Genomic DNA, 21684 nt, shown 5'->3' with positions numbered 1-21684 from the left:
CGTCGAGAAAAGTAGTTGTCTTTCCCGCAAATCCATGATTTCATTCGGCAAACGGGCCATGATCCACACACGGCAGCCATGGAGTGCGCATGTCCAATTTCTTTCTCGATGTCATTCAGCCTGACCCGCGGTTTCATTCGACGACACGGATCGCCGATATGAGTCTGCTCGAACCGGTCACACGGGCTGCGGTCCTGGCCCTCATCAACGATGCACAGACTCACGGTATCGCCCTCATGCCTTTTGAAACCTATCGCAGCCAGGAGAGACAGCAGATGCTCTTCGATCAGGGCGCCTCGACGCTCAAAACGGTCGGGGTGCATCACTACGGGCTGGCCTGCGATCTGGTGAAGAATATCGGCGGCGAACCGTCATGGAAGGGTGACTTCTCTCTTCTCGGCGTGCTCGGCAAGATCCACGGTCTCATCTGGGGAGGCGATTGGGGAGCTCCCGGAGTCCATCACTCGTTCGTCGATGCCGATCATGTGCAGCGGTGTTCCCTCCGCTCGCAGGTCGGCCTCTTCAGCGGCGCGTTCTATCCAGATGATCTCTACAATCCCTACGCCTGAAGCGGCGATCCCTCAGGCAGGGACCGCCAGGACCGCGCCCCAGTTCAAACCGACGCCGAACGCGGAGAACATCAACGGCGCGGTGAGCGGGGCCGGGTTCGCCTCGCGCCACTCGGCTGCCGCGATGAGCATCGAGGCGGAACTCGTATTGCCGTAGCGATCGATATTCGCGAAAAACCGCTCCAGCGGAGCCTTCATCGTCTGCGCGATCCGTGTGATGAGGTTGAGGTTCGCCTGGTGCAGCAGGAACGTGCCAATCGCCTCCGCAGGCAGGCCATTGCGTTCCAGCAACTCCACCATCGCCTGCGGCATCCGCCGTGTCGCGTGCCGGATGATGACTGCTCCCTCCATGTGGACGCGGTCATGATGCACCGCGAGCGCCTCGGCGGAGTTGCCGTCCGTATGCAGGCACGAGTCGACAATACGGGCGAAGCCCTCGTTCGGCGAGACAAGCGCCGCGCCCGCGCCGTCGCCGAAGAGGATCGCGGTGTTCCGTCCTTCCGGGCTCGAGTCGATGCGCCGTGACATAATCTCCGAGCCGATCACAAGGATGTTCCCCATCGTAGCCGTCAGCCGCGACGCAAGAGCAAGCCCAGCCAGCGATCCCGCGCTCGCCACCGGAACGTCGAGCGCCGGGGTTAGCGCCGGACTCAGCAGGGAAGCGATGGTGCTTGCCGGACCCGGGCAGAAGCGGTCCGGTGAACCACTCGCCACGAGGATCAGCCCGAGGTCATCCGGCGCGACCTTAGCCCTCGCAAGGCAGTCGAGCGCGGCCGCCTGTCCAAGCGAGGCGACCGTGTCGGTCGGCGCGGCGTAGCGGCGTTCACGGATGCCCGACTGCGAAAAGATCCAATCCGGCTCAACCGATAGACGTGGCGCGAGTTCGTCGTTCGTGACGATGCGTTCGGGCAAGCAGGATCCGAAAGCTCGAAGAAAGGCCATCTATTTGGCCTTCGTGTCGAGATACTGCTCGACCTTGGCGATCGTGTCGAACTTTCGCGCGGAGAAGTCGGAGTCGGGAATCGAAACCTGGAACTCCTTCTCGAGGCCCGTGACGAAGTCGGTAAGGGCAAATGAATCGAGCAGGCCGGAAGTGAAAAGGCTCTCGTCCTGCGCGGGTGTAATGGGCTTTTCGGCAACAGCCTGGAGGACCTTGAGGATGCCTGGTTTCTTATCCATGGTGAATCTCTTTCTTCGAGTTGTCGATGTGGTTGTCAGCCGGAAAGGAGTAAACGCGAGACACGGTACCCGCATCCCCGGCCGTCTTCTGGTAAGCCTTGTAAGCGCCGAGCACGTCGCGATAGAACGCTTCGGCGAGCGCGCGATAACCTGTCCCTGTCAGGTGCGTTCGGTCAGGCTGCGCGAGCCCCGCCGAGACCCAGCGGATCATCGCACCCGGTCCGCCCATGCGTTGGCGTTCGTCGTAGAAGGCGCAGTGGTGGATACGGCAAGCCTCCTTCTGGTCGGCGATGATTCGATCCGTTCCGCGGAAGGTCTGCCACAAGGCCCGGCGTCCGCGGCCAACGCGCGTCGCCCGGTCATACGGACCAAGCACAAGCACCGCCGCCTTCGGCACAATGCGGTGCAGGTTCTCGAGCAGCCGGTTGAACTGCTCGACATACTCCTCGTTCATCCCCGCGCCGCTCGCGGCCTCGTTGGTCCCGTACGCAAGAACAATAAGATTCGGATCACGCTCGCGCAGGTAGTCGGCGAAGATCTCCTGGTTCCACCGCAGCATCAACGGAGCGACCGCGCCATTGATCCCGAGGCACTCGTAGGTGATGCCCGGTTGCTCCGTCACCAGCCCAAGCAGCCGAACCGGCGCGCGATCGAGCGTGGTGAGTTCAAATGCATGGACACCGGGGGTGCAGGCGTAGGTCATCGTTCCCGCTGATGTTCCGCCCGCCTGTCCAACGGCTGCGTCAGCGGACTGGCTGACGCTCGTATCGATGTCGGAGATGAATGTGCCGTTGTCGGTGAAGCGAAGATGCCCGCCCTCTGCCTGCCGCAGGTACTGCACCTGCATCGTCGAGCACGTCGTCGATAGCGTGACGGATTCACCCGGCCGATTCGCCGTGATGCTGATGCCGCCGAGACCAAGATCTCCATCGCCGAGATGCGTGAACTTATTGCCCTCGGTAAACCATCCCGAGCTTTGCGACCTCGAAGACCCTGCGAGCCGATATCCCGCGAACGGATGCCCGGGGAACTGGAATCCCAGCCCGCCGTTCCCGAACCGTCCCTGAAGCTGCGCCCGCATCTCTCCCGTAAAGATGTCGGCCGCCGTATGCGAGTCGCCAAACTGCAGCACGCGAACCGTCGAGGCAAGTGCAGGAATGGTATTCAGTGCATTTGGCCCCGAGGCCTGTGTCTGCTGCGCCGCGACCGCGCGAAAGAACGGATCGAGCGCGTGTGGATACAGAAAAGGAGCGGACGGCGTCTCCGCCAGCGTGGCCTGCGCCGCTTCCGCCGCCGCGGTCCCACGCTCCGGACTAATATCCGGCGCATTGCTCCGCTGGCCTCGCGCAACGGATCTTCCTTTGGAATGGGCCACCGTCTTCGGCCGTGCCCCAGTGATCGCCTTATGAGCCTTCTTGGCCACCACCGCGAACGCGAGGCAGCTAAAACAGAAAAGAGCCACAAGCAGAAGCGTCCGAATCATCGGTGCGGATCGGTCGCGAAACACCCGGTTCCGATCGAGCTGAGGGGGAGGCGTCGTCATGCGTGCGGTGTATCCGTACTTGCAGGCTGCGGTGTCGCTGGTTCTGCTTGCTTGGGCGTCGCGACGGGCTCGCCAGCGGCGGATGGTTTTGGCTTCGCAACAGGAGCCGGGGAAGACGTCAATCCCGGAGCGGCCGGGGCTACTCCCTTTGGGATGCCCATTTTGCCGGGTTGGTTGGGAGCCGGCGGGACTACCAGGTCCGTATTGGTCTGCCGGTGCATGTACCGGTCGTAGCCGAGCAGCAGGTCCTTCACGAAAAGCTGCGCCACCAAAGCGGCTCCCTGCGGCGTCGGATGGATCAGGTCGCCGGCCACAAGCCTGGGGTGCCCCGTGTACCAGCGGGACATCGTGCCGTCTCCGCCCATGGCATCAAAGGTATCGAAAAAGGCGCACTTCTGCTCGGCCGCCACCTTCTTCTGGATCGCGATGATCTTCGGAATCGTATCGAACGTCTCGATCTGGTCGACCCCCGTCCGCTTGCCCCGATCCATCGGGCTCATCACCAGGATCGGCACTCCCGGCAGCGCCGCCCGCACCCGCGTGATCGCTGCCCGCAGCACCGGCTCATACTGCTTGTCGACGAACGCATCGAAGCCGCTCTCGTTCGTCCCGTAGTTGATAATGACCAGCCGAGGCCCCTCATGCTGCAACTCCGCCGCCCACGCGCCTGCGTTGAAGCCATTCGACAGCACCGTGGTCGACGCTCCGTTCAGCCCAAGCGAGTCATACAGAATCCCCCGCCGCCCCGTGCGAAACGTCTCGCCAAACAGCCGCACCGACCTACTCGCCGGCTTGATCTCAACCGCCTTCGCTCCTGCAGGCAAACGCACCGCCCGCCAGGCCGGCCTCGCCCCATCGTGGGCCGTCGAGAACGAGTCAACAGAAGCATCGTCCGCCGAAACCTGGACCGTCCCGCCATCTTGCCTCTCGAGGTACGCGACCTCCATCGTCGCCTGCCCCCCACCCTTCAGGCTCACCTTGCTCGAGGCATCCGTATCGCCTTCAAAGCTAGCCCCACCTATCCCGTAGACCTCCTCGCGCCCCTTACCCACCGCCGTCGACGTCTTCCACCCCGTATCCGTAATCTCGATTCCCCGATGCTGATACCAGGCCCACGGCTTCGCGGTCAGTAGAAACCCATACCCTGCGTCGCCGAACCTCTCCTGCAGCATCGACCGGACATCCCCCGTGATCAGGTCAGCCGTCGTCGGCGAGTCGCCATAATGCAGCACCGTCACCACATCCGCCGCACCCGCCACCGCCGGAAGCTCAAGCCCATGCAGCGCGGCGAAGAACGGATCAAGGTCCCCACAATCATCGATCAGGTAAGGCGAGATCGGCGCTCGCGGCTTGCCACCCGCAGCCTCCGGACAGGGAGAGTCCACATGAGGCGCTGCTACCGGTCCAGCCTGCGCCTTCTGAACGCCGTTCAACGGTATTGCCGTCGAAGCCTTCGCCGGAGTCAGCGAGGGATCATGCCGGATCAGCGTCACATGCGCCGCCTCGCCGAAGATCGCCGGGCTCAGCCCCTTGCCATGGTCGAAGTGCCGATAAACCGCCAGCGCAGCCACACATGTCACCAGCGCAAGCGCCGTCTTGATCGGGAAGATCTGCTCATGCGCCATGGCTAGAAATTCCCGTAGATGAAGGTCGCCAAGCCCCGCCCGGAGAGTGTCTGGATCAGCAGCACAAGCCCCGCCAGCGCCGCGCCCTGAACCCAGAACGGCATCCGTCCGAGTAGCTTCGCGCTGTCGTCGAGCAGCTTGATCGGCAGGCAGTGCAGCGCCGCCGCAAGCACAAGCACGCCAAGGATCGCGGGTGTCAGGTTGTCATGGCTCCAGCTCTGGGCCGTATGCAACGAAGCCAGCCGCCCAAGCACTTCCCACGCATTCGCCATCGACGACGCGTGAAAGAAGATCCACGTGAAGCAGACGAAGTGAAACGTCACGAACGTCGCCAGCACCGTCCCGGCCGTCGTCGGCTTGATGCCTTTCCGCCTGTTCTTCCAAACCCGCACCGCGGCAAGCGCGACCCCATGCAGCGCACCCCACGTCAAAAACGTCCAAGCGATCCCATGCCACAGCCCACCGAGCAGAAACGTCACCATCACCGAATAGCAGTAGGAAGCCAGCGGATGCGTCCTCCGCCTCTGGGGCAGACGCTCCTGGATATAGTCCCGGAGCCAAGTTGAAAAGCTGATGTGCCACCGCCGCCAGAAGTCCATTAGGTTCACGGCCAGGTAAGGCCGGTTGAAGTTCTCCGGCAGCTTCAACCCAAGCATCAGCCCCACGCCAAGCGCGATGTCCGTATATCCCGAAAAATCGAAGAAGAGCTGCAGCGCGTACCCATAGATCGCCGCCAGCACCTCCAGGCCGCTGTAGAGGGTCGGAGTATCGAAGACCCGGGTGACGAGATTCTCCGAAAGATAGTCGGCGATCAGAAGCTTCTTCACCAGCCCGATCCCGATCAGCAGAAGCGCCCGCCCAGCAAGCTCCGGTGTCAACGAAGCCGGACGCCAAAGCTGCTTCAGAAAGTCATGCAGCCGCAGGATCGGCCCCGCGATCATTACGGGAAAGAACAGCGCCCCTCCTAGATACGCAAGGTAGCTCGGCGCAGCCTCGGCCTCTTCTTCACGCCGGAAGAGATCGACCGTGTAGGTAAGCGACTGAAAGCAATAGAACGAAAGCGACAGCGTCAGAAGCCACGCATAGCGATCCCCAACAGCCACCGGGATCAGCTTCGTCGCCAGCAGCAGCCCAACATTCAGCGCGAGCGACACCGACAGCAAAGCCCACCTGCGGCCCTTGCTTTCACCCTCCCGCGCAAGCCCGCGCCCAACCAGGAAATCGATCGAAGCCGCGGCCGGAAGCGCCAGGTACAGCAGTCCGAACTTGGCCAGGAAGAACAGATTTGCCGCGAGTACGAAAGTCACCCGTGCGGCGCGCTGGGTCGCGGCAGCCCAGTACAGAAGCCATACGAGGAGGAAGAAAACAAAGAAGGCGGGAGTGCTCAACAGCATGGGATCGGCTCGTTTGACTCGTGCGGCGAAGTTTCAGTCACTCGCCAAATCCTAGCGTATGGGCCATCGAACCCCCGGGAGGTGGCGTTCTGGATGCGGCCGGCTGAAATTTATTTGCTCCAGTCTGAATCGATTCATAAAACCTGCCTCAAAAGCTGAGTTTCCTGTCAAGAAGGACAAAGCTCGCTCAGGCAGCGGACTATCGAATATGTAACCACTTCCGGGACAAATTTTAGAGCTTTTTCCCCGCTCCGGAACCAGCCTCCCGTGCCCCGTTTCCGAGGCATCCGTGGGTGCCATCCTGCGCGAATATCAGTAAACTTATGGATGGCCGGAACATCACCGGTAGGGAGAACATTTGATTCAATACCTGAAGATGGACCTGATCGCGGCGTGCGTGGCGGTGGCGAGCCTGTTTGCATTTCCAACAGCTCCCCTCGTACCGGTACCTTCGGTAACACGTTCGGCAATCGATGTACCCGCCCAGGCGAGTGTCAGTGCGACAAATGGAGCACCAGCAAATGTAGTAACGGGCGGCAGGAAGAAATGGCATCCCCTGCGCGCCATGGCAAACCTTGGTATCGCCTCGTGGTACGGCTCGGTCCTCAATGGACACCGCACCGCAAGCGGCGAGATCTTCGATAAGGACAAGATGACCGCATGCCATCGCACGCTCCCCTTCGGGACCATGGTGCGCGTCGTCGATGTCAACAGCGGCAAGTCCGTTGTGGTGAAGATCAACGATCGTGGCGTCCTCGATCCGGATCGCGTCATCGATCTGTCCTCGGCAGCAGCCCGGAACCTCGGCATCCTTCGCGCAGGCGTTGCGAAGGTGCGGCTCGAGATCCTCGGCATGGCCGAAAGGACACCCAAGGCTCAACCCACCGAAGAAGCGCGGAAGCAGAGCGATCCTTCGGTCGTAACGCCTCTCTAATCAGGGGCCCTCACTATTTGTTGAGGGCTCCCACCTTACCGTCGCACTAAGGGTCGAGAGGATCCGTAGTGTCTCGGTACAGCGACCGCTCCGAAGGGATCCCTTCGATGCTCGAGGGCGTCACCCTCGCCCCGATCACCACCGGCTGATACCCCAACTCCTTCTCGTTCCGCGTTGCAAAAGCCTCGCTCGCGACCGAGTTAATGTGTGCCTCGTCCGAGACGATCAGGATCGGCTTCTTCACCGGTATGTGATACGCATAGATCTCCCGCACCGCATTGCGCAGGTTCGTCGTCGTATGCCGCGCATACGGGTCGACGAGGATCGCCGACGCCGGGAGCCCGTACACCTCCATCAGGTACCGCTTCATCTCGAGCGCCTCGGAGAACGGCGTCTGCAACGGATGAACATACCCGCCCGACACAAGCACAAACGGCGCGCTCCCCTTGCGATACGCCTCGACCGCCCCACGCACCCGCTCCTTGCCGCGCGGCGATAACGGCACATTCGGCGTCTCGCCGCCCGCGCCAAGCACCACGATCACCGAGTGCGGATACTTAGCCCACTTCACAGAACGAACCGCCTTCACCGCCGCCGCATTCTCGGTCTTCTCAATAGGCCACAGCCGTCCCGCCTCATCCCGCTCATTGGCCTCCATGATCCGAATCGCGAAGCGCATCGTCGGTTCGAAGAACAGCGTCTGTTCCTTGGATCGTGATGCCCCGGAAGCAGTCTCCTCATAATCGAGCCCGTCGAGAATCAGCCCCGTCAACGACGCAAGCCCCGGCGACCCAGCCTGCAGCGTCATGGAATCGATCGCGGCATAGCGCGGCGGCACGCCATCGCAGTAGGTCCCGATCATCAGGTTCAACCCCTTCGCCGTCGCCACCCAGCTATCGACCAGCCGAGCCTCATCGGGCTGCGAAGGGTCCAGGCTGAAGACAGCCGCCGGCTGCAGTTTCTCCCGCACAAACGCCTTCACCGCAGCATTCGCCTCGTAGAGGCTCCTCAACTCCGCCGAGACCTCATCGACCTGCTCCGGCGTAAACCGCAGCGCCTTCGACCGGCATACGGCATCCTTCTGGCACGTGCGATTCACCTCTGCGACCTCGTCCCACCGCTTAGCCGTCTCCGCCTTCAGCACCGCGTCCTGCAGCAGCACTGACCGCATCGGAGCGCTACCGAGCATCGCCGCAAGCAGGGGGAAGTCCCGCTCCACAAGAACCGCCTCCCGCACGAAAGGCCGTTGAGCAGTCGGAGGGAGTGACGGCCTATCCACGGCGAATGCTGGCGCGCCAGGGACGATAAGAATCAGTGACAAAAGGTAAGACAGCTTCAAATTGTGCTCCGCCTCCAGGCTGGTAAGTACCGTTCTGAAACAGCATAGTTGCGACCGATGGCGCGACCGGTACGAACAGCATCCTACCGTTGCAGAAGACGCAGATATTCATGATCTTCTCACCCGCACGCAAAGATACTCGGAGGGCTTTCCCCGCTTTGATCGCCACATCATCCCAGGAAAACCTCCGCGTGCACCGCATGCCGTTCGGCGCCGAAACCGAAGAGGATGGCAGAGTCCGCTTCCGTATCTACGCGCCCGCACAGTCGTCGGTAAGGCTTGCGCTTGAGGGCCGCGAACCCCTCCCGATGCATGCCGACGGAACCGGCTGGCACGAGCTCACCACCGATCAGGCCAAAGCCGGAAGCCGCTATCGCTACCTGCTCGCCGACGGCACCCAGGTCCCCGATCCCGTCTCCCGCTACCAGCCCGAAGACGTAAGCGGAGCAAGCGAGGTCATTGACCCGCGCTCCTACGCGTGGAACGACAAAGGCTGGCGCGGCCGCCCTTGGAACGAGGCCATCCTATACGAGCTCCACGTAGGCACCTTCACCAAGGAGGGCACCTTCAGCAGCGCGGTCAGGAAGCTCGACCATCTCGCCGTCCTCGGCATCACCGCAATCGAACTCATGTGCATCGCCGAGTTCCCCGGCAACCGCAACTGGGGCTACGACGGCACCCTTTTCTACGCCACCGACTCCGCCTACGGCCGCCCCGAGGAGGTCAAGGCCTTCATCGACGCCGCCCACGCCCGCCACATCATGGTCATCCTCGACGTCGTCTACAACCACTTTGGTCCCGAGGGCAACTACATGCCCCAGTACTTCCCCGGCATCGTCACCGACCGCCACAAGACCCCCTGGGGCCAGTCCCTCAACTTCGACGGCGAGCACTCCGACGTCGTCCGCGACTACGTCATCCACAACGCCCTCTACTGGCTCGAGGAGTTCCACGCCGACGGTCTCCGCCTCGACGCATCGCACGCCATGATCGACGACAGCCCCAGGCACATCCTCGACGAGCTTCGCGAGCGCGTCGACGCCCTCTCAAACGCCGAAAACCGCTACATCCACCTCATCCTCGAGAACGAAACAAACATCGCCAACAAGCTCCAGCGCGACGATCAGGGCAAGCCCACCAACTACTCCGCCCAGTGGAACCACGACATCACCCACCTCCTCAGCGCCGCCTTCGGCAACCTGTGTTCGGGCAAGGACGGGGCCGAAGAGGAGACCGGCAAGCTCGCGAAAGCCCTCGCCGAAGGCTTCGTCATCGCCGCGCAGATGCAGGGCGCGCCACTCGAGCCCCACGTTCCCCCGACAGCCTTCATCGCCTTCATCCAGACCCACGACCTCATCGGAAACCGCGTCTTCGGCGAGCGCATCTCCGCGCTCGTTCCCCCGCATCAGCTCCACGCCATCGCCGCGATCTGTCTCCTGCTCCCGCAAATCCCCATGCTCTTCATGGGCGAGGAGTGGGCCGCCACCACGCCGTTCCCGTTCTTCTGCGACTACCACGGCGACCTCGCCGAAGCCGTCCGCAAAGGCCGCTGCGACCAGCTCTCGAAGCTCGACCCCGCGCCCAGTCAAGAAGAGCTCGCGCGCGCCCCCAACCCCCAGGACGACGCCACCCTTCGTTCCGCTCAACTCCTCTGGGATGAGCTCGATCAGCCCGCACACGCCGCCTGGTTCGACTGGTACAAGCGCATTCTCGCCGTCCGCCACGAGTCCATCATTCCGCTCCTGGCCTCACTCCCCGACGCCTGCGGCACCTACGAGGTCATCGCCCCCGGAGCCCTCAAGGCCCGCTGGATCTTCCCATCCGGCGCAAAGCTCCACCTGAATGCCAACCTCTGCGACCGGCCCAACACCTTCGGCCCCGCCACCGGCCGCACCCTCTGGCTCGAAGGCTCGGAAGACAACGACAACCTCAACTCCTGGACCATCCGCTGGAGTCTCGAAGCCTGAGAAATTGCCTCCGCCGTTATGCCTTTCTGGTTGTCATTCCCGAAGGGAATCTGCGGTTGCCGTTACCCGTTCTAAAGCGTCATCCCTCACCGACCACCGAACCGCCCAGGTCCCAAGCTCACCCCCAACCCCACCCACTCCTTCTTGCCAAATCACCCGCCCGTCCACCGCATCAAACGCCCCACTAGCCACATCCGACAAATTCGCATCCAACCGCAACCACCCTTGCTCGAAAGCCCACCGCACCGTCACCGCCCTCGGCCCCCGCACCACATAGGTCCCCGCCATCTTCTGCAGATGCGCCAGCAGCGGAACCACCTCCGCCCTTCTCACCGCGATCACCCGCCTGTACCAGTCCATCCACTCCGCGTGCACACCTTGCGAAACCTCATCCCACCGCAGCTTGGCAGATACGAACGTACTCTCGGCAAGAGGATCCGGAACCCCCGCCAGGTATGCCTGGTCCTCAAGCCGGGCGACATCCCCAAATTGTTCCAGCCGTCCCTTCCGCACCGCGTCCGCAAGCTCACCCTTGAAGTCGCAGAAGTACGGAAACGGTGTCGAAGCCCCCCACTCCTCGCCCATGAACAGCATCGGAACCTGCGGAGCCAGCAGGTACACCGCGGCCATCGCCCGCACCACCTCGGGCGGGGCAAGCGCGGTCACTCGCTCCCCGGCAATCCGATTACCCACAACATCATGCGTCTGGATAAACGAAACAAACCCACCCGGCGGGATCAACCCGTTATCGATCGCCGGCGTATAGATCCCCTGCGTCGCCGCCGTAAACCCCTCCACCAACGCCTTCCCGAGCCGATTCGCATCCCTGCGGTCCTGCGCCTCGGTCTGCCCCTTGGCCATCCCAAGATGCGCCAGCAACTGGATATCGTGGTTCCACTGCGCCGTCGACGTCAGCGGCTGCGCCTCGCTGTCCCGTCCCAGCCGATGCAACATCGTGTCATCGCTCTCGAGCACAAGATGCACCCGCCGATCCCCCGCGACCGCTCGTACGCTCAGCGCAAGCTCATCGAGAATATGCGTCGAGCTCGTGTCGATGATCGCGTGCACCGCATCCAGTCGCAGCCCATCCATCCGGAACTCTTCCACCCAATACAGCGCATTGTGCAGAATGAACTCGCGCGTCCGGTCGCTCTGCCGGTCGTCAAAGTTCAACGCCTGCCCCCACGGCGTCGGGTACTTGTCCGTCATGATCTGCGGAAAGTACTGAGGCAGATAGTTTCCCTCCGGTCCGAAGTGGTTATAGACCACATCGAGGATCACCATGATCCCGCGATCGTGCGCCGCGTCCACCAGCGCCTTCAGATCATCCGGCCGCCCATACGTCGAGTCCGGCGCATACAGCAGAACCCCGTCATACCCCCAGTTCCACCTCCCCGAAAAGTCGCCTACCGACATAATCTCAATTGCCGTTACCCCAAGCTCGACCAGATGATCCAGCTTCCCGATCGCTGCCAGGAACGTCCCCTCCGGCGTAAAGGTCCCAATATGCAGCTCATACAGGATGGCCTCGTCCCATGGCCTCCCGCGCCATTCCAGATTCCTCCAGGCATAAGCCGCCGGATCCATCACCTCGCTCGGCCCGCTCACGTCCTCCGGCTGAAACCGTGAAACCGGGTCCGGAACATAGGTGCCATCCGGAAGCACAAATCGATACCGCGACCCAACGCCTGCCTCGGACGTGACGACCTCGTACCACCCACCGGCATCGCACTCCATCGCTATCGTCTCCGCGCGCCCATCCAGCGCAAGCCGCATCGACTCTGCCTCGGGGGCCCACACCCGGAACCGCACCCCGCCATCCGCCTGCAGTTCCGCCCCAAACGGCATCCGGTGCACCGAGCGTACGCTTCGTGCACCGGCTTCAGAGCACTGCTTCGCCTCATCCGCCACTGTGATCTTCAACAAGTCGTAAGGCCTCCATCTTCCTTTGCTTAGAGTCGCAATCCACCTGCGGCGTTGACTCTCGATATCGCACACGCTATGCGATAATCGCCCGAAACGGCGCCGGAAGTGTGACGTTTCCCCCAAACGCACATCTAAAGAAACAGAGGTAGTAACCATGCCAAGGATGAAAGCCCTTATGCTTTCCCTGGCGACTCTGTGCGCGTCCGCCTTCGGGCAAAACGCAAACCCAGCCCGCCCAGGGACTCTGAACTACGTCGAAGGTCAGGCCTCCATCGAGGGCCGCCCGCTCACTCCCCACTCCATCGGCACCACGGAACTCGAAGCCAGTCAGTATCTCGCCACTGCGAAAGGCAAAGCCGAAATCCTGCTCACCCCCGGCGTCTTCCTGCGCATCGCCGAAGACAGCACCGTCCAGATGGTCTCACCCGATCTCATGCACACCGAGATCCGTCTCGAGCAAGGCCGCGCCGACGTCGAGGTTGATCAGCTCTTTCCCCAGAACCGCCTCCTCGTCGACATGAAGAATGGCCAGACGCACCTCCTCAAGAACGGCCTCTATACCTTCGACTCCGGCACCTCAACCGTCCGTGTTTTCGACGGCAAAGCCGCCGTCTACCCCGGCACGAATCTCCAGACCGACATCAAGCCCATCGATGTGAAGGACGGCCGCCAGCTCGCCCTCAACGGAGAGCCCGCAAAGCCGCAGAAGTTCGACAAGGAAAAATCGCAGGATGACCTCCTGCAGTGGAGCAGCCTCCGCTCCGAGTACCTCGGCGAAGCGAACCTCTCTCTGGCCACCGAATACGAAGGCGCAGCCGACTTCAACCCCGGCTGGTACTGGGCCGGCGGCCCCTACGGCTACTCCTGGCTTCCCGGTGACGGCCTCTTCTGGAACCCCTTCGGCTACGGCTTCTACTCGCCCGGTTATCTTTACGGAGGTGGCTTCATCTACGGCGGCTATGGGTACGGGCGCGGCGGCTTCTATAACCGTGGCGGCATCCGCGGAACTGGCATTTACCGCGCAGGCACTAACCCGGGCGCTCGCCCCGGCGGCAACGGCAATGTAGCCCACGCTTCAGGCTTCGCTGGCGGCGGCGGATTCCACGGCGGCGGCGGAGGGGGCCACCGCTAAGAGTGAAACCCTGTGCGACTGGACAAGAAAGGACCCCGATCGGGGTCCTTTTTCTGTCTTCGCGGGAGGACTCCTAAAGCTCTCCCAGCATCCTGCCTAGGTTGAGCTCCGCCTCTTCGGACGTGCCGAAGCCCTTTTCGACCGCTTGTTGGATCACCGCCTGGGCCTCCGGATCCTTGAGGCCCTGCGCGAATGCGTCGGAATCGCGACGGAAGTTGTCTTCCGGGTTCAGCGTCAGGTCGTTCATCCTCGCCTTGATCTCCCACAGCCCCCTCGCTGGGAAGCGCGCAATGCGATGAGCCATCGTCGAGACAAATCCGTCGATCTCCGCCTGGGGCACCGCGCGATTGATCCAGCCATAGCGCTCCGCCAGATCGGCGCTGTAGTCGTCAGCGGTCAGCATGATCTCTAAGGCGCGTCCCCTCCCCATCAAATGCGAAAGATATTGAGCCGCACCTCCACCGGCCAGCACGCCCATTCCGCCCTCATTTTGCCCAAGAATCGCCGTCTCCCTGGCTCCGAACCTGAGATCGCACGCCATCACAAACTCGCTCCCGGCACCCCGAACCCGCCCCTCGATCTGAGCAATGCTGACAGCCTTCGTACGGCTCAGGCGCCGGAAGAGCAGGGCAATCGATGCTTCTCCCGTCAACGCCGCGGCAGCCTGCCGGTACTCCTTGATCTTGGTCGTGTCCACGTGAGAGATGAAGAAGTTCGGGTTTGCGCTCGAGAAGACCACGACCTTGTAGGGTTCGCCCTTATCGAGCAACTGGATCAGCTCGACAAGATCGCTGACCAGTTCAGGCCCAAGCATATTGAGTGGCGGAGCATCGATCGCCGCGAACAAGACCGCGTCGCTGGAGCGAAATTTCAGGGTTCCGTGGGTCGAATTCATCATGTACCTGGTCCCTTGATTCGGGGACAGTTGCGTTCCGGGGAGGTATTCGCAGGCCAGGAAGCAGCCCGCGGATCTTAAGCGCTGGAGACACCGTACCCCAGGGAAAAGCCTCGTGTATTGGCGTTTTCGGGCATTTTCCCACTGCCACGGGAGTGCCCACCGCAGCCCGCACTCCGGCACGAGATCCTCGTCTCCATCGTCAAACGAACACAGGGGCAGGGAATCCGGTAGTTTACGGAATCCCTGCCCCTGTGTTCGATTTAGACCTTTAGGACTTGAACAGATCCGTCAAATTCGTGATCCGCAATAACGCCTGCAAGCGGTCCGAGAGATTCTTGAACTCCAGCGTGCAGTATCCAGCGCCAATCGCCGAAACCTTCAAACCCACCAGTGCACCGAGCCCCATGCTGTCGATGTACTGCAGGTCGCCGACATCCACGATGATCCGGCCACCGTCGGTGATCAGGGGTTTCACAGTTGCCTTGATGGCTTCCGATGTTCCAGCAACCAAACGTCCATGGCACGTCACCGTAGCCAGCCGGCCGCCGTTATCTTCAGTGGTCTTCTCCACCTCACACCACAACTCTTGCGCTTCCATTCGCCTCCCTGACGTTCTTCGGCAAGGCCCAAGAGTAACCGTTCGGTACCTCACACTCTGTTAATTCTCGGTAACACGTCGGGCTGGTACTGGCACGCCGCCTCCGCCTCGACCGGACACCCGTCGCGTAGGGAAAACACCGGCTTTCGTTCTGTTCCCCACTGATAAAATCTCAGTTGATGCCCACCGCAGCCGCACTCTCGCCAGAGATTCTCGCCAAGTACCAGCCCGTTATCGGCCTCGAGGTGCACGTCCAGCTCCTCACCCGCACCAAGGCCTTCTGTGGCTGCGTCAACCAGTACGGCGGCGACCCCAACACCCACTGCTGCCCCACCTGCCTCGGCCTTCCCGGAGCCCTGCCCGTCCTCAACCGCCAGGCCGTCGAGTACGCCGTGCTCGCCGCCAAAGCCATCGGCTGCGAGATCCGCGAGCGCAGCATCTTCTCCCGCAAGAACTACTTCTACCCTGACTCCCCCAAGGGCTACCAGATCTCGCAGTTCGACAAGCCCATCGCCGAAAACGGCCATCTCTTCGTGCCCGGCCCCAACGGAGAACCCAAGCGCATCGGCATCACCCGCCTCCACATGGAAGAGGATGCCGGCAAGAGCGTCCACGATGGCTTCGCCGACTCGATCAACAAGACCTACATCGACCTCAACCGCTGCGGCACGCCGCTCGTCGAGATCGTCAGCGAGCCCGACCTCCGCTCCGCCGACGAGGTCTTCGACTACCTCACCAAGCTCAAAGAGATCCTCCTCTACACCGGCGTCAGCGACTGCAACATGGAAGAGGGCTCCCTCCGCTGCGACGCCAACGTAAGCGTCATGCTCAAGGGTGCCACCGAGTACGGCACCAAGGCCGAAGTCAAGAACGTCAATAGCTTCCGTTACATCCGCTCCGCCGTCGAGTACGAGATCGAGCGCCAGATTGGCGTCATCGAAGACGGCGGCCGCGTCCAGCAGGAGAGCCGCCTCTGGAACAACGCCGAGGGTCGCACCTACTCCATGCGCTCCAAGGAAAAGGCCCACGACTACCGCTACTTCCCCGAGCCCGACCTCCCGCCCCTCGTCGTCGGTCCCGACTGGCAGCGCTCCATCCTCGCTCAGATGCCCGAGCTTCCCGAAGCCCGCCGCGCCCGCATGATCGCCGCCTACGACATCAGCGAGCAGGACGCGATGACGCTCACCGCCACCCGCGCCTTCGCCGACCAGTTCGAAGACGCCGCCAAGCAGGCGAAGAATCCCCGCCGCGTAGCCAACCTCATCCTGAGCGAGCTCACCAGCCGTCTCCGCCTCGCCGACCTCGAGCAGGACCAGTCCCCCGTCTCCATGGCCGGCATCGTCATGGCCGCCGACCTCCTCGAATCCGGCGACCTCTCGAGCAAGATGCTCAAGCAGCTCCTCGACACCGCCTTCGCCAACAGCGAGGATTTTCCCGCCGTCTACGAGCGTGAGAAGCCCCAGCAGATCTCCGACTCCTCCGCCATCGAGGGCATGATCGACGAGGTCATCGCCGCCAACGACAATCAGGTCGAGCAGTATCGAAAGGGCAAGAGGACCGTCGCCGCCTTCTTCGTCGGCCAGGTCATGCGCGCCTCCAAAGGCCAGGCCAACCCCGCCCTCCTCAACGAGCTCGTCACCAAGAAACTGGATGCCCTGGGACCCCTCTGAGAGCCGATTGACCCTGCTCTCCAGCTTTCCTAAGCTGAAACCCACGAACAGTCTTCCAAGCCAGATCGTACTCTCTCCGTCGCGGAAAAATTCGATCTGCTGGACGCGCTCTGGGAAGCCATCGAGGCGCAATCACCGGCCATCACCGCGCGGAGCAGTCAGCGGAACTCAACCAGCGCATGGCGAATACGCGCAGGATCCTTCCTCCGTCATCCCGTGGGAGTGAGTGTACCGCGACATGCATTACGTTGTGGACCTGGGACATCCGTTACAAGCCCCTTGCGGTGGCAATGATCGAGTTGAGGGTTGCGCCAAAACATAGAACTGGCCGCTTTTCGCTCGGCAGGTTCTTGATAAGTCGAATCGTGGCGACACAGCGATCTGATCCACTCGCCACGAGATGCTTATAGGCACTCACGGTTTTTGAGAAGGTGTATTGACGATTTGCCTCGGGAAGCGCGTCTTTGTTACCGGTTTCCGATGCGTCAATCCCGCCTGATCTCGCCGCTACGTCAGGCTCAGGCCTCCGTCCGAGACGACGATTTCACCAGTGAGGTAGTCGGAGGCTATCAGCATCATGACGATTTGGGCGATATCAGCCGGGCTGGCTGGCCGTCGCATGGGCGAACGGTCTCGCCAAAGCTCTTGGGCAGCTGTCCAATCCGCTGTCAGCGGCGTGTCCACGAGACCAGGGGCTACGGCATTCACTCTGATGTCCGGGGCGAGCGATAACGCGAGCAGGCGGGTGACATGGTTTAGTGCTGCTTTGGATGCGGCGTAAGGGATGGACGCGCCCTTGGGCCGGACGCCAGCGTGTGAGCTGATATTGACAACACATGCCGGTCGGCCGCGAGTGGCCGCAGCTCTCAGAGCGGTTGCAGCTTCCGCCACCAGGCGAAACGGGGCCACCACGTTGACTTCGTGCAGTTCATGCCAGATGGCGGGCGAAGCCGCCAGAAGATCGGTGTGGGGAATAACGCGGCTAATGCCGGCATTGTTAACAAGGACATCAAGGCGGTCCCAGCGAGACACCGACTCCCTCACGAGCCTGATTCTATCGGCATCCTCGGCCAGATCAGCTTGAACGTAAATAGCGTTTCCAAGTTCAGTAGCCAGCGCATTGCCTGCTTCTGCTGAACTGCGCGAGTGAAGGACCACGGCATATCCCTCGCTGGATAACCGGCGGGCAATCGCAGCACCGATGCCAGAAGTAGAGCCGGTCACAAGGGCAACGGGCAACGAACAATTCCTGGCCCTGTTCAAGAAATGCTCTCCATCTGCTGCCATCCTTGACTTCAACGCATAAGCCCGGCGTTCCGAAACTCACTCAGTAGCCTCTTGAGGCCTTATGCATAAGTCTCACATCAGCATTATCGTCCGAAACCTGCCGTAATGCTTGTATCCGGCTGCAACTCAGACCACTCGCCGTGCACATGCCTGCGTGTCTCCTATCGGACACTTCAGCTCCAATTCACTCAAGGCTCCCGCACCAGCAGTGCAAGCGGGCTCAGCGGCCCCAGCGGAATCAGCTCGAACGTCATCAGCTTCGCCTGTCCAAGCGGCAGCGCTTCCAGCAGCGCATGCGCCTCCTCCACCGTCGACACGTTCATCACGAACACCACCCCATTGTCGTTCCGGATCGAGTACCACTGGTCGATCTTCCCCGCCAGATAGAGCTTCACCGTCTCCGGCACTTCCTTGGAGCCCAGCAGCTTCCTCTGCTCCGCCGTCGGAGCAGCCTTCAGCCGGCCAATCGCCAGGATCTTGGTTGTCGGCACCGGAGCAAGCGGTGCAGGCGTCTGTGCCCCACAGGCGAGCGAAGCGAGCAGAACGCAGACGGAGAGCGAGCGGACAGGTATCTTCATCCGCAAAGCCTACGTCACGCCAACCCCCGCGTCTGTGCGCAAATCACCCAAATCATCCCACCGGGAAGCCGCGCCGCCGATTGCGTATGCTGATCTGCAATGAAACTCCTGGCTGTCGCCCTCCTCACCTTCGCCATCCCCGCCCTCGCCCAGCAAGCCACCACCTGGCGCTTCGACAACCTCACCCGCATCGGCGACACTCCCGTCACCACCATCGGCACCCCTCACGTCATCGACACCCCCATCGGCAAGGCCATCCACTTCGAGGGCCACGGAAACACCAACCCCACCAACCCCGAAAGCGGCAACCCCGCCGGCGACGCCCTCCTCCTCGACACCGCGCCCCTCTCCGGCGCCCCCACCTACACCTTCGACGTCCTCTTCCGCCCCTCCTCCCATGGCGCACCCGCGCAGCGCTTCTTCCATCTCCAGGACCGCAACTCGCAAACCCGCCGCATGTTCGAGATCCGCATCGTCAATCACCAGTGGTGTCTCGATACCGTCGGCATCAACTTCGATCACGGTGTCGAGCAGCATGGCGTCACCATCGCCTGCGACCCACCGCATCTCCACCCACTCGATCGCTGGTACGCCGTCACCGCGACCTACGACGGCAAGACCCTGCGCGGCTACGTCGACGGAGCCTTGCAGGGCGAAATCCCCATCACCTTGTCGCCTCTCCCCCCAGGCACCACATCCGTCGGAACCCGCATCGACAAGCGCGACTTCTTCACCGGCGACGTCTACGCCGCACGCTTCACCAACACCGTTCTCCCCCCGGCAAACTTCCTGAAATCCCCTGATGCAGCCAGGCATTAGCGCCCCGAGCAAACCCTGCTAGCATGGCCCGGCGGAGAAAAACAATGCCAGGTGATTTCCTGAAGCGCCTTTTTGGTGGCATCAGCAAGGAGCCGCCCTCGCTCTCCATCCTGCCGCCTGCCTCTTCCATGCCGCGCAAAGTCCCTCCGGCCACAGTGCCGGCTTCGCCGCCTCCGCGTAAGCCTAATCTCGTCCCCGGAAACTTCTACCAGTTCGAGTTTTATATCGACCTTGAAATCAAAGGTGTTGTCCACATCGGATACCCCAAGATCTGCATTCGTACATCGCACGCCATACGCTGGGGCAGCACCACACAGTGGAGCTACCCGACCGAAGGGCAAAGCAGAATCCGCTGGGTCGATGATCCCGAGCGTGGCCTTGCGACGCGTAACCTGGAACACATCGAAGACGCACTCGGTGCCGAAGGCCGCATCGGCGATATGAGACTTCGGTTCGAGAAAGTCCTGGACCTCGGCGACAACGTGATCGTCTATGCCCTCTTCTGCCCGGAGAAAAATATCCGATTGGCCTACGGCTTCGACCGAATCATCTTCGAGCCCAAACACATTTCGGCGTCCATGCGCCGTCGCCTCGCAAACGTGCCTGAAAAGGCGTCCTCAGACGAGCCTGTTGCCTGAGGACGCTTTCTTCCGTAGGGATCCATATAGGGTGGGTCTACCCCAACCGGCATTCCGTTCTGTACTGGATGCGGCAAGCCCATGCGGGTGCACGAAACCAAAGTTGCAGAGCCCTTCTTGCGGTGCAGGACCACTGCCGAGATGCCGACATATCAGGACTGACATGACATCAATTCAGATATCTGAGTGGGATTGAGCAACCCGATCATCGCTGATGTAACTCTGGTAGCTGTACTGTTACGTGCATAACCCAAACCGATGCTCGTAGACTCAGAGACGTGAACCTGCTCTACACCAACACGCCAGGTTTGGAAGAAGCCGAAGCGAATTCGGTGATGGCGCAACTACGTGCTGCTCATCATTTGGTTGAGTTCATGCCTTGGTTCAGGCTGACAAGCTATCTTCGATTTGAGACCGGTAGCAGCCTGGCACTCATCGACGCAATTGTTTGCTCCGCGAATGGGGTGGAGCTTGGATGGAGTCGAGATGACAAGCTTGAGGCGCACTATCCCTTCGACACTGCGGTTTATTTGGCAGAAGAGGCGCGAATGTTGCCAGACGCTTGCACGACTAGGGACGGTCGCAAATGGCGTTCGCTTCCATTCATCATTTTTCATGGCCCGGTCGCACCATGGCTGCTTCAGGCGGCTAAGGTAAGTACCCAGGCCCTGTTCTATCTTGGCTTCCACCACGTCTACGCAGCTCGAATGATGATGTTCCATATCGAGGCTGCTGTGAAAGCACATCACGTAGCTTTGCTCTCTGATTACGAATGCTGCGGCTTACTTGTTCGGCACGAAATGGGGCGGGCTCAAATCAAGCCCGCACTCAAACGAAAGCACGGCCGGAGTAATACGGAGCACTACAACGCCGCAGGCGACCGTCGCAAATTAAGTGATTGGGTAACCTTCAGCCGCGACCGCGAGGGCCTCTCCAACGATGTGGCACTATTCGAACAACTGCTTAGTAGAGACGCGACTGAAACAGAGATGCACAAATTCTTTGTGCAACATCCGGCGATTCTCATGGAAGCAAGGGGCAGAATACCCCTCTCTCACGAAATAAACTTCACAGAACCTAAAAATCAAAAGCCTGACTTCGTGTTTTCCTCAATCCTCGGTTCAGAAGACGGCAATCTGGACTTGCTCGAGCTCAAAGGACCCGGCGAGAGGCTTGTGAATCGCGGGTTCCATGCTGGGTTTGCGCATAAGGTACATGCCTCCATCAACCAAATCCGTGATTATCAGCGTGCGATGCACAATCCGACGAACCTTGAAGCGATCTCCAAAAGCCTTGGTTTCTCACCGCAGAATTCGCGCCTCGCGGTGCTGATTGGCCGCAGTCCACAAAATCGCACTGATGCGAGCACTTTCGACATTCGAAAGCGGGAAATAAATGTGGAGATCGTTACTTACGACGAAATCTTTGAAAGCCAGATGTGTCAGCTTTGAGGAACTACCGAACTCTTAACTCCTGATAAACGCCGTTCTCATCGTCTACGCTTTGATGGTCCCCAGAAGTCGCATATCGGTAAACCCGCCTTGGGCCGATACGTCGTTCTGAACCTATCCTCAGCAAGTTGTTATCG

General features: G+C 61.3%; 19 protein-coding genes. 8 read left to right on the top strand and 11 right to left on the bottom strand.

All coding sequences use genetic code 11. The annotated features are described in order from the left end of the window. Positions 1–89: 89 nt before the first annotated feature. Complete coding sequence (locus GRAN_RS05130; protein ID WP_128911888.1) at positions 90–569, top strand: M15 family metallopeptidase; 480 nt, start codon at positions 90–92, stop codon at positions 567–569. A gap of 12 nt (positions 570–581) precedes the next feature. Here the strand turns inward: GRAN_RS05130 and GRAN_RS05125 are convergent, their stop codons facing one another. Genes GRAN_RS05125 through GRAN_RS05105 form a run of 5 tightly spaced genes read right to left on the bottom strand, consistent with a single transcriptional unit; the run spans position 582 to position 6310 of the window. Then, entirely contained in the window at positions 582–1481 is a 900-nt protein-coding gene (locus GRAN_RS05125) for a 3-oxoacyl-ACP synthase III family protein (RefSeq protein ID WP_241654344.1), read from the bottom strand. Positions 1482–1511: 30 nt separating this feature from the next. Further along, positions 1512–1748, bottom strand: a complete 237-nt coding sequence (locus GRAN_RS05120) for a phosphopantetheine-binding protein (RefSeq protein WP_128911886.1) — start codon at positions 1746–1748, stop codon at positions 1512–1514. Continuing rightward, positions 1741–3291: a GDSL-type esterase/lipase family protein gene (locus GRAN_RS05115; protein WP_128911885.1), complete on the bottom strand. Its 1551-nt coding sequence runs from the start codon at positions 3289–3291 to the stop codon at positions 1741–1743. Before GRAN_RS05115 ends, GRAN_RS05120 begins: the two co-directional genes overlap by 8 nt. After that, positions 3288–4916 (bottom strand): GDSL-type esterase/lipase family protein, encoded by a 1629-nt coding sequence (locus GRAN_RS05110; protein ID WP_128911884.1) that lies wholly within the window; start codon positions 4914–4916, stop codon positions 3288–3290. The genes GRAN_RS05115 and GRAN_RS05110 overlap by 4 nt, the downstream gene beginning before the upstream one ends. Before the next feature lie 2 nt (positions 4917–4918). Continuing rightward, complete coding sequence (locus tag GRAN_RS05105; RefSeq protein ID WP_128911883.1) at positions 4919–6310, bottom strand: MBOAT family O-acyltransferase; 1392 nt, start codon at positions 6308–6310, stop codon at positions 4919–4921. Positions 6311–6668: 358 nt separating this feature from the next. On the opposite strand from GRAN_RS05105, the gene GRAN_RS05100 reads away from it, so the two are divergent. Continuing rightward, positions 6669–7244: a septal ring lytic transglycosylase RlpA family protein gene (locus tag GRAN_RS05100; RefSeq protein ID WP_206662700.1), complete on the top strand. Its 576-nt coding sequence runs from the start codon at positions 6669–6671 to the stop codon at positions 7242–7244. 46 nt (positions 7245–7290) lie between these two features. Here GRAN_RS05100 and GRAN_RS05095 read toward each other — a convergent pair whose 3' ends face one another. After that, positions 7291–8583 (bottom strand): YdcF family protein, encoded by a 1293-nt coding sequence (locus tag GRAN_RS05095; RefSeq protein WP_161570842.1) that lies wholly within the window; start codon positions 8581–8583, stop codon positions 7291–7293. Between the two features lie 200 nt (positions 8584–8783). Between GRAN_RS05095 and treZ (GRAN_RS05090) the strand changes: the two genes are divergently transcribed. Beyond that, positions 8784–10550, top strand: a complete 1767-nt coding sequence (gene treZ / locus GRAN_RS05090) for a malto-oligosyltrehalose trehalohydrolase (RefSeq protein WP_128912976.1) — start codon at positions 8784–8786, stop codon at positions 10548–10550. Positions 10551–10583: 33 nt separating this feature from the next. Here the strand turns inward: treZ (GRAN_RS05090) and treZ (GRAN_RS05085) are convergent, their stop codons facing one another. Then, positions 10584–12476: a malto-oligosyltrehalose trehalohydrolase gene (gene treZ, locus GRAN_RS05085; protein ID WP_206662698.1), complete on the bottom strand. Its 1893-nt coding sequence runs from the start codon at positions 12474–12476 to the stop codon at positions 10584–10586. A 175-nt stretch (positions 12477–12651) separates the two neighbouring features. Here treZ (GRAN_RS05085) and GRAN_RS05080 point away from each other — a divergent pair, with 175 nt between their 5' ends. Then, positions 12652–13608 carry a FecR domain-containing protein gene (locus GRAN_RS05080; RefSeq protein ID WP_241654343.1) on the top strand — a complete coding sequence of 319 codons (957 nt, stop codon included), beginning with the start codon at positions 12652–12654 and terminating at the stop codon, positions 13606–13608. A 73-nt stretch (positions 13609–13681) separates the two neighbouring features. Here the strand turns inward: GRAN_RS05080 and GRAN_RS05075 are convergent, their stop codons facing one another. Together GRAN_RS05075 and GRAN_RS05070 are read right to left on the bottom strand one after the other, a co-directional pair. After that, positions 13682–14506, bottom strand: a complete 825-nt coding sequence (locus tag GRAN_RS05075; protein ID WP_128911880.1) for an enoyl-CoA hydratase/isomerase family protein — start codon at positions 14504–14506, stop codon at positions 13682–13684. Positions 14507–14774: 268 nt separating this feature from the next. Beyond that, positions 14775–15104, bottom strand: a complete 330-nt coding sequence (locus tag GRAN_RS05070) for an STAS domain-containing protein (RefSeq protein WP_128911879.1) — start codon at positions 15102–15104, stop codon at positions 14775–14777. Positions 15105–15283: 179 nt separating this feature from the next. Between GRAN_RS05070 and gatB the strand changes: the two genes are divergently transcribed. Beyond that, a complete protein-coding gene (gene gatB, locus GRAN_RS05065) occupies positions 15284–16774 on the top strand; it encodes an Asp-tRNA(Asn)/Glu-tRNA(Gln) amidotransferase subunit GatB (protein WP_128911878.1) in 1491 nt (496 codons plus the stop codon). Between the two features lie 507 nt (positions 16775–17281). Here gatB and GRAN_RS05060 read toward each other — a convergent pair. Both GRAN_RS05060 and GRAN_RS05055 read right to left on the bottom strand, forming a co-directional pair. Then, positions 17282–18061 (bottom strand): SDR family NAD(P)-dependent oxidoreductase, encoded by a 780-nt coding sequence (locus GRAN_RS05060; protein WP_128911877.1) that lies wholly within the window; start codon positions 18059–18061, stop codon positions 17282–17284. A 188-nt stretch (positions 18062–18249) separates the two neighbouring features. After that, positions 18250–18639 (bottom strand): hypothetical protein, encoded by a 390-nt coding sequence (locus tag GRAN_RS05055; RefSeq protein WP_206662697.1) that lies wholly within the window; start codon positions 18637–18639, stop codon positions 18250–18252. A 99-nt stretch (positions 18640–18738) separates the two neighbouring features. On the opposite strand from GRAN_RS05055, the gene GRAN_RS05050 reads away from it, so the two are divergent. The 3 genes from GRAN_RS05050 (at position 18739) to GRAN_RS05040 (ending at position 21547) form a co-directional block, all read left to right on the top strand. Further along, positions 18739–19458: a LamG-like jellyroll fold domain-containing protein gene (locus tag GRAN_RS05050; protein WP_128911876.1), complete on the top strand. Its 720-nt coding sequence runs from the start codon at positions 18739–18741 to the stop codon at positions 19456–19458. A gap of 44 nt (positions 19459–19502) precedes the next feature. Beyond that, positions 19503–20096, top strand: coding sequence for a hypothetical protein (locus GRAN_RS05045; RefSeq protein ID WP_128911875.1), 594 nt, complete (start codon positions 19503–19505; stop codon positions 20094–20096). Positions 20097–20374: 278 nt separating this feature from the next. Then, positions 20375–21547 (top strand): Shedu anti-phage system protein SduA domain-containing protein, encoded by a 1173-nt coding sequence (locus GRAN_RS05040; protein ID WP_128911874.1) that lies wholly within the window; start codon positions 20375–20377, stop codon positions 21545–21547. Positions 21548–21684: the final 137 nt, after the last annotated feature.

The organism is Granulicella sibirica, assembly GCF_004115155.1.
GTDB classification, from domain to species: domain Bacteria; phylum Acidobacteriota; class Terriglobia; order Terriglobales; family Acidobacteriaceae; genus Edaphobacter; species Edaphobacter sibiricus.
The sequence above is the reverse complement of the archived record's forward strand: the minus strand, read 5'-3'. Positions and strand labels throughout refer to the sequence as shown.

Excerpts from the sequence above, each read along its gene's own strand:
- GRAN_RS05130 (WP_128911888.1), top strand. The coding sequence starts at position 90 with ATGTCCAATTTCTTTCTCGATGTCATTCAGCCTGACCCGCGGTTTCAT.
- GRAN_RS05105 (WP_128911883.1), bottom strand. The coding sequence starts at position 6,310 with ATGCTGTTGAGCACTCCCGCCTTCTTTGTTTTCTTCCTCCTCGTATGG.
- GRAN_RS05070 (WP_128911879.1), bottom strand. The coding sequence starts at position 15,104 with ATGGAAGCGCAAGAGTTGTGGTGTGAGGTGGAGAAGACCACTGAAGAT.
- GRAN_RS05075 (WP_128911880.1), bottom strand. The coding sequence starts at position 14,506 with ATGATGAATTCGACCCACGGAACCCTGAAATTTCGCTCCAGCGACGCG.
- GRAN_RS05110 (WP_128911884.1), bottom strand. The coding sequence starts at position 4,916 with ATGGCGCATGAGCAGATCTTCCCGATCAAGACGGCGCTTGCGCTGGTG.
- GRAN_RS05115 (WP_128911885.1), bottom strand. The coding sequence starts at position 3,291 with ATGACGACGCCTCCCCCTCAGCTCGATCGGAACCGGGTGTTTCGCGAC.
- GRAN_RS05060 (WP_128911877.1), bottom strand. The coding sequence starts at position 18,061 with ATGGCAGCAGATGGAGAGCATTTCTTGAACAGGGCCAGGAATTGTTCG.
- GRAN_RS05055 (WP_206662697.1), bottom strand. The coding sequence starts at position 18,639 with ATGAAGATACCTGTCCGCTCGCTCTCCGTCTGCGTTCTGCTCGCTTCG.
- GRAN_RS05080 (WP_241654343.1), top strand. The coding sequence starts at position 12,652 with ATGCTTTCCCTGGCGACTCTGTGCGCGTCCGCCTTCGGGCAAAACGCA.
- GRAN_RS05120 (WP_128911886.1), bottom strand. The coding sequence starts at position 1,748 with ATGGATAAGAAACCAGGCATCCTCAAGGTCCTCCAGGCTGTTGCCGAA.
- GRAN_RS05045 (WP_128911875.1), top strand. The coding sequence starts at position 19,503 with ATGCCAGGTGATTTCCTGAAGCGCCTTTTTGGTGGCATCAGCAAGGAG.
- gatB (WP_128911878.1), top strand. The coding sequence starts at position 15,284 with ATGCCCACCGCAGCCGCACTCTCGCCAGAGATTCTCGCCAAGTACCAG.
- treZ (WP_128912976.1), top strand. The coding sequence starts at position 8,784 with ATGCCGTTCGGCGCCGAAACCGAAGAGGATGGCAGAGTCCGCTTCCGT.
- GRAN_RS05050 (WP_128911876.1), top strand. The coding sequence starts at position 18,739 with ATGAAACTCCTGGCTGTCGCCCTCCTCACCTTCGCCATCCCCGCCCTC.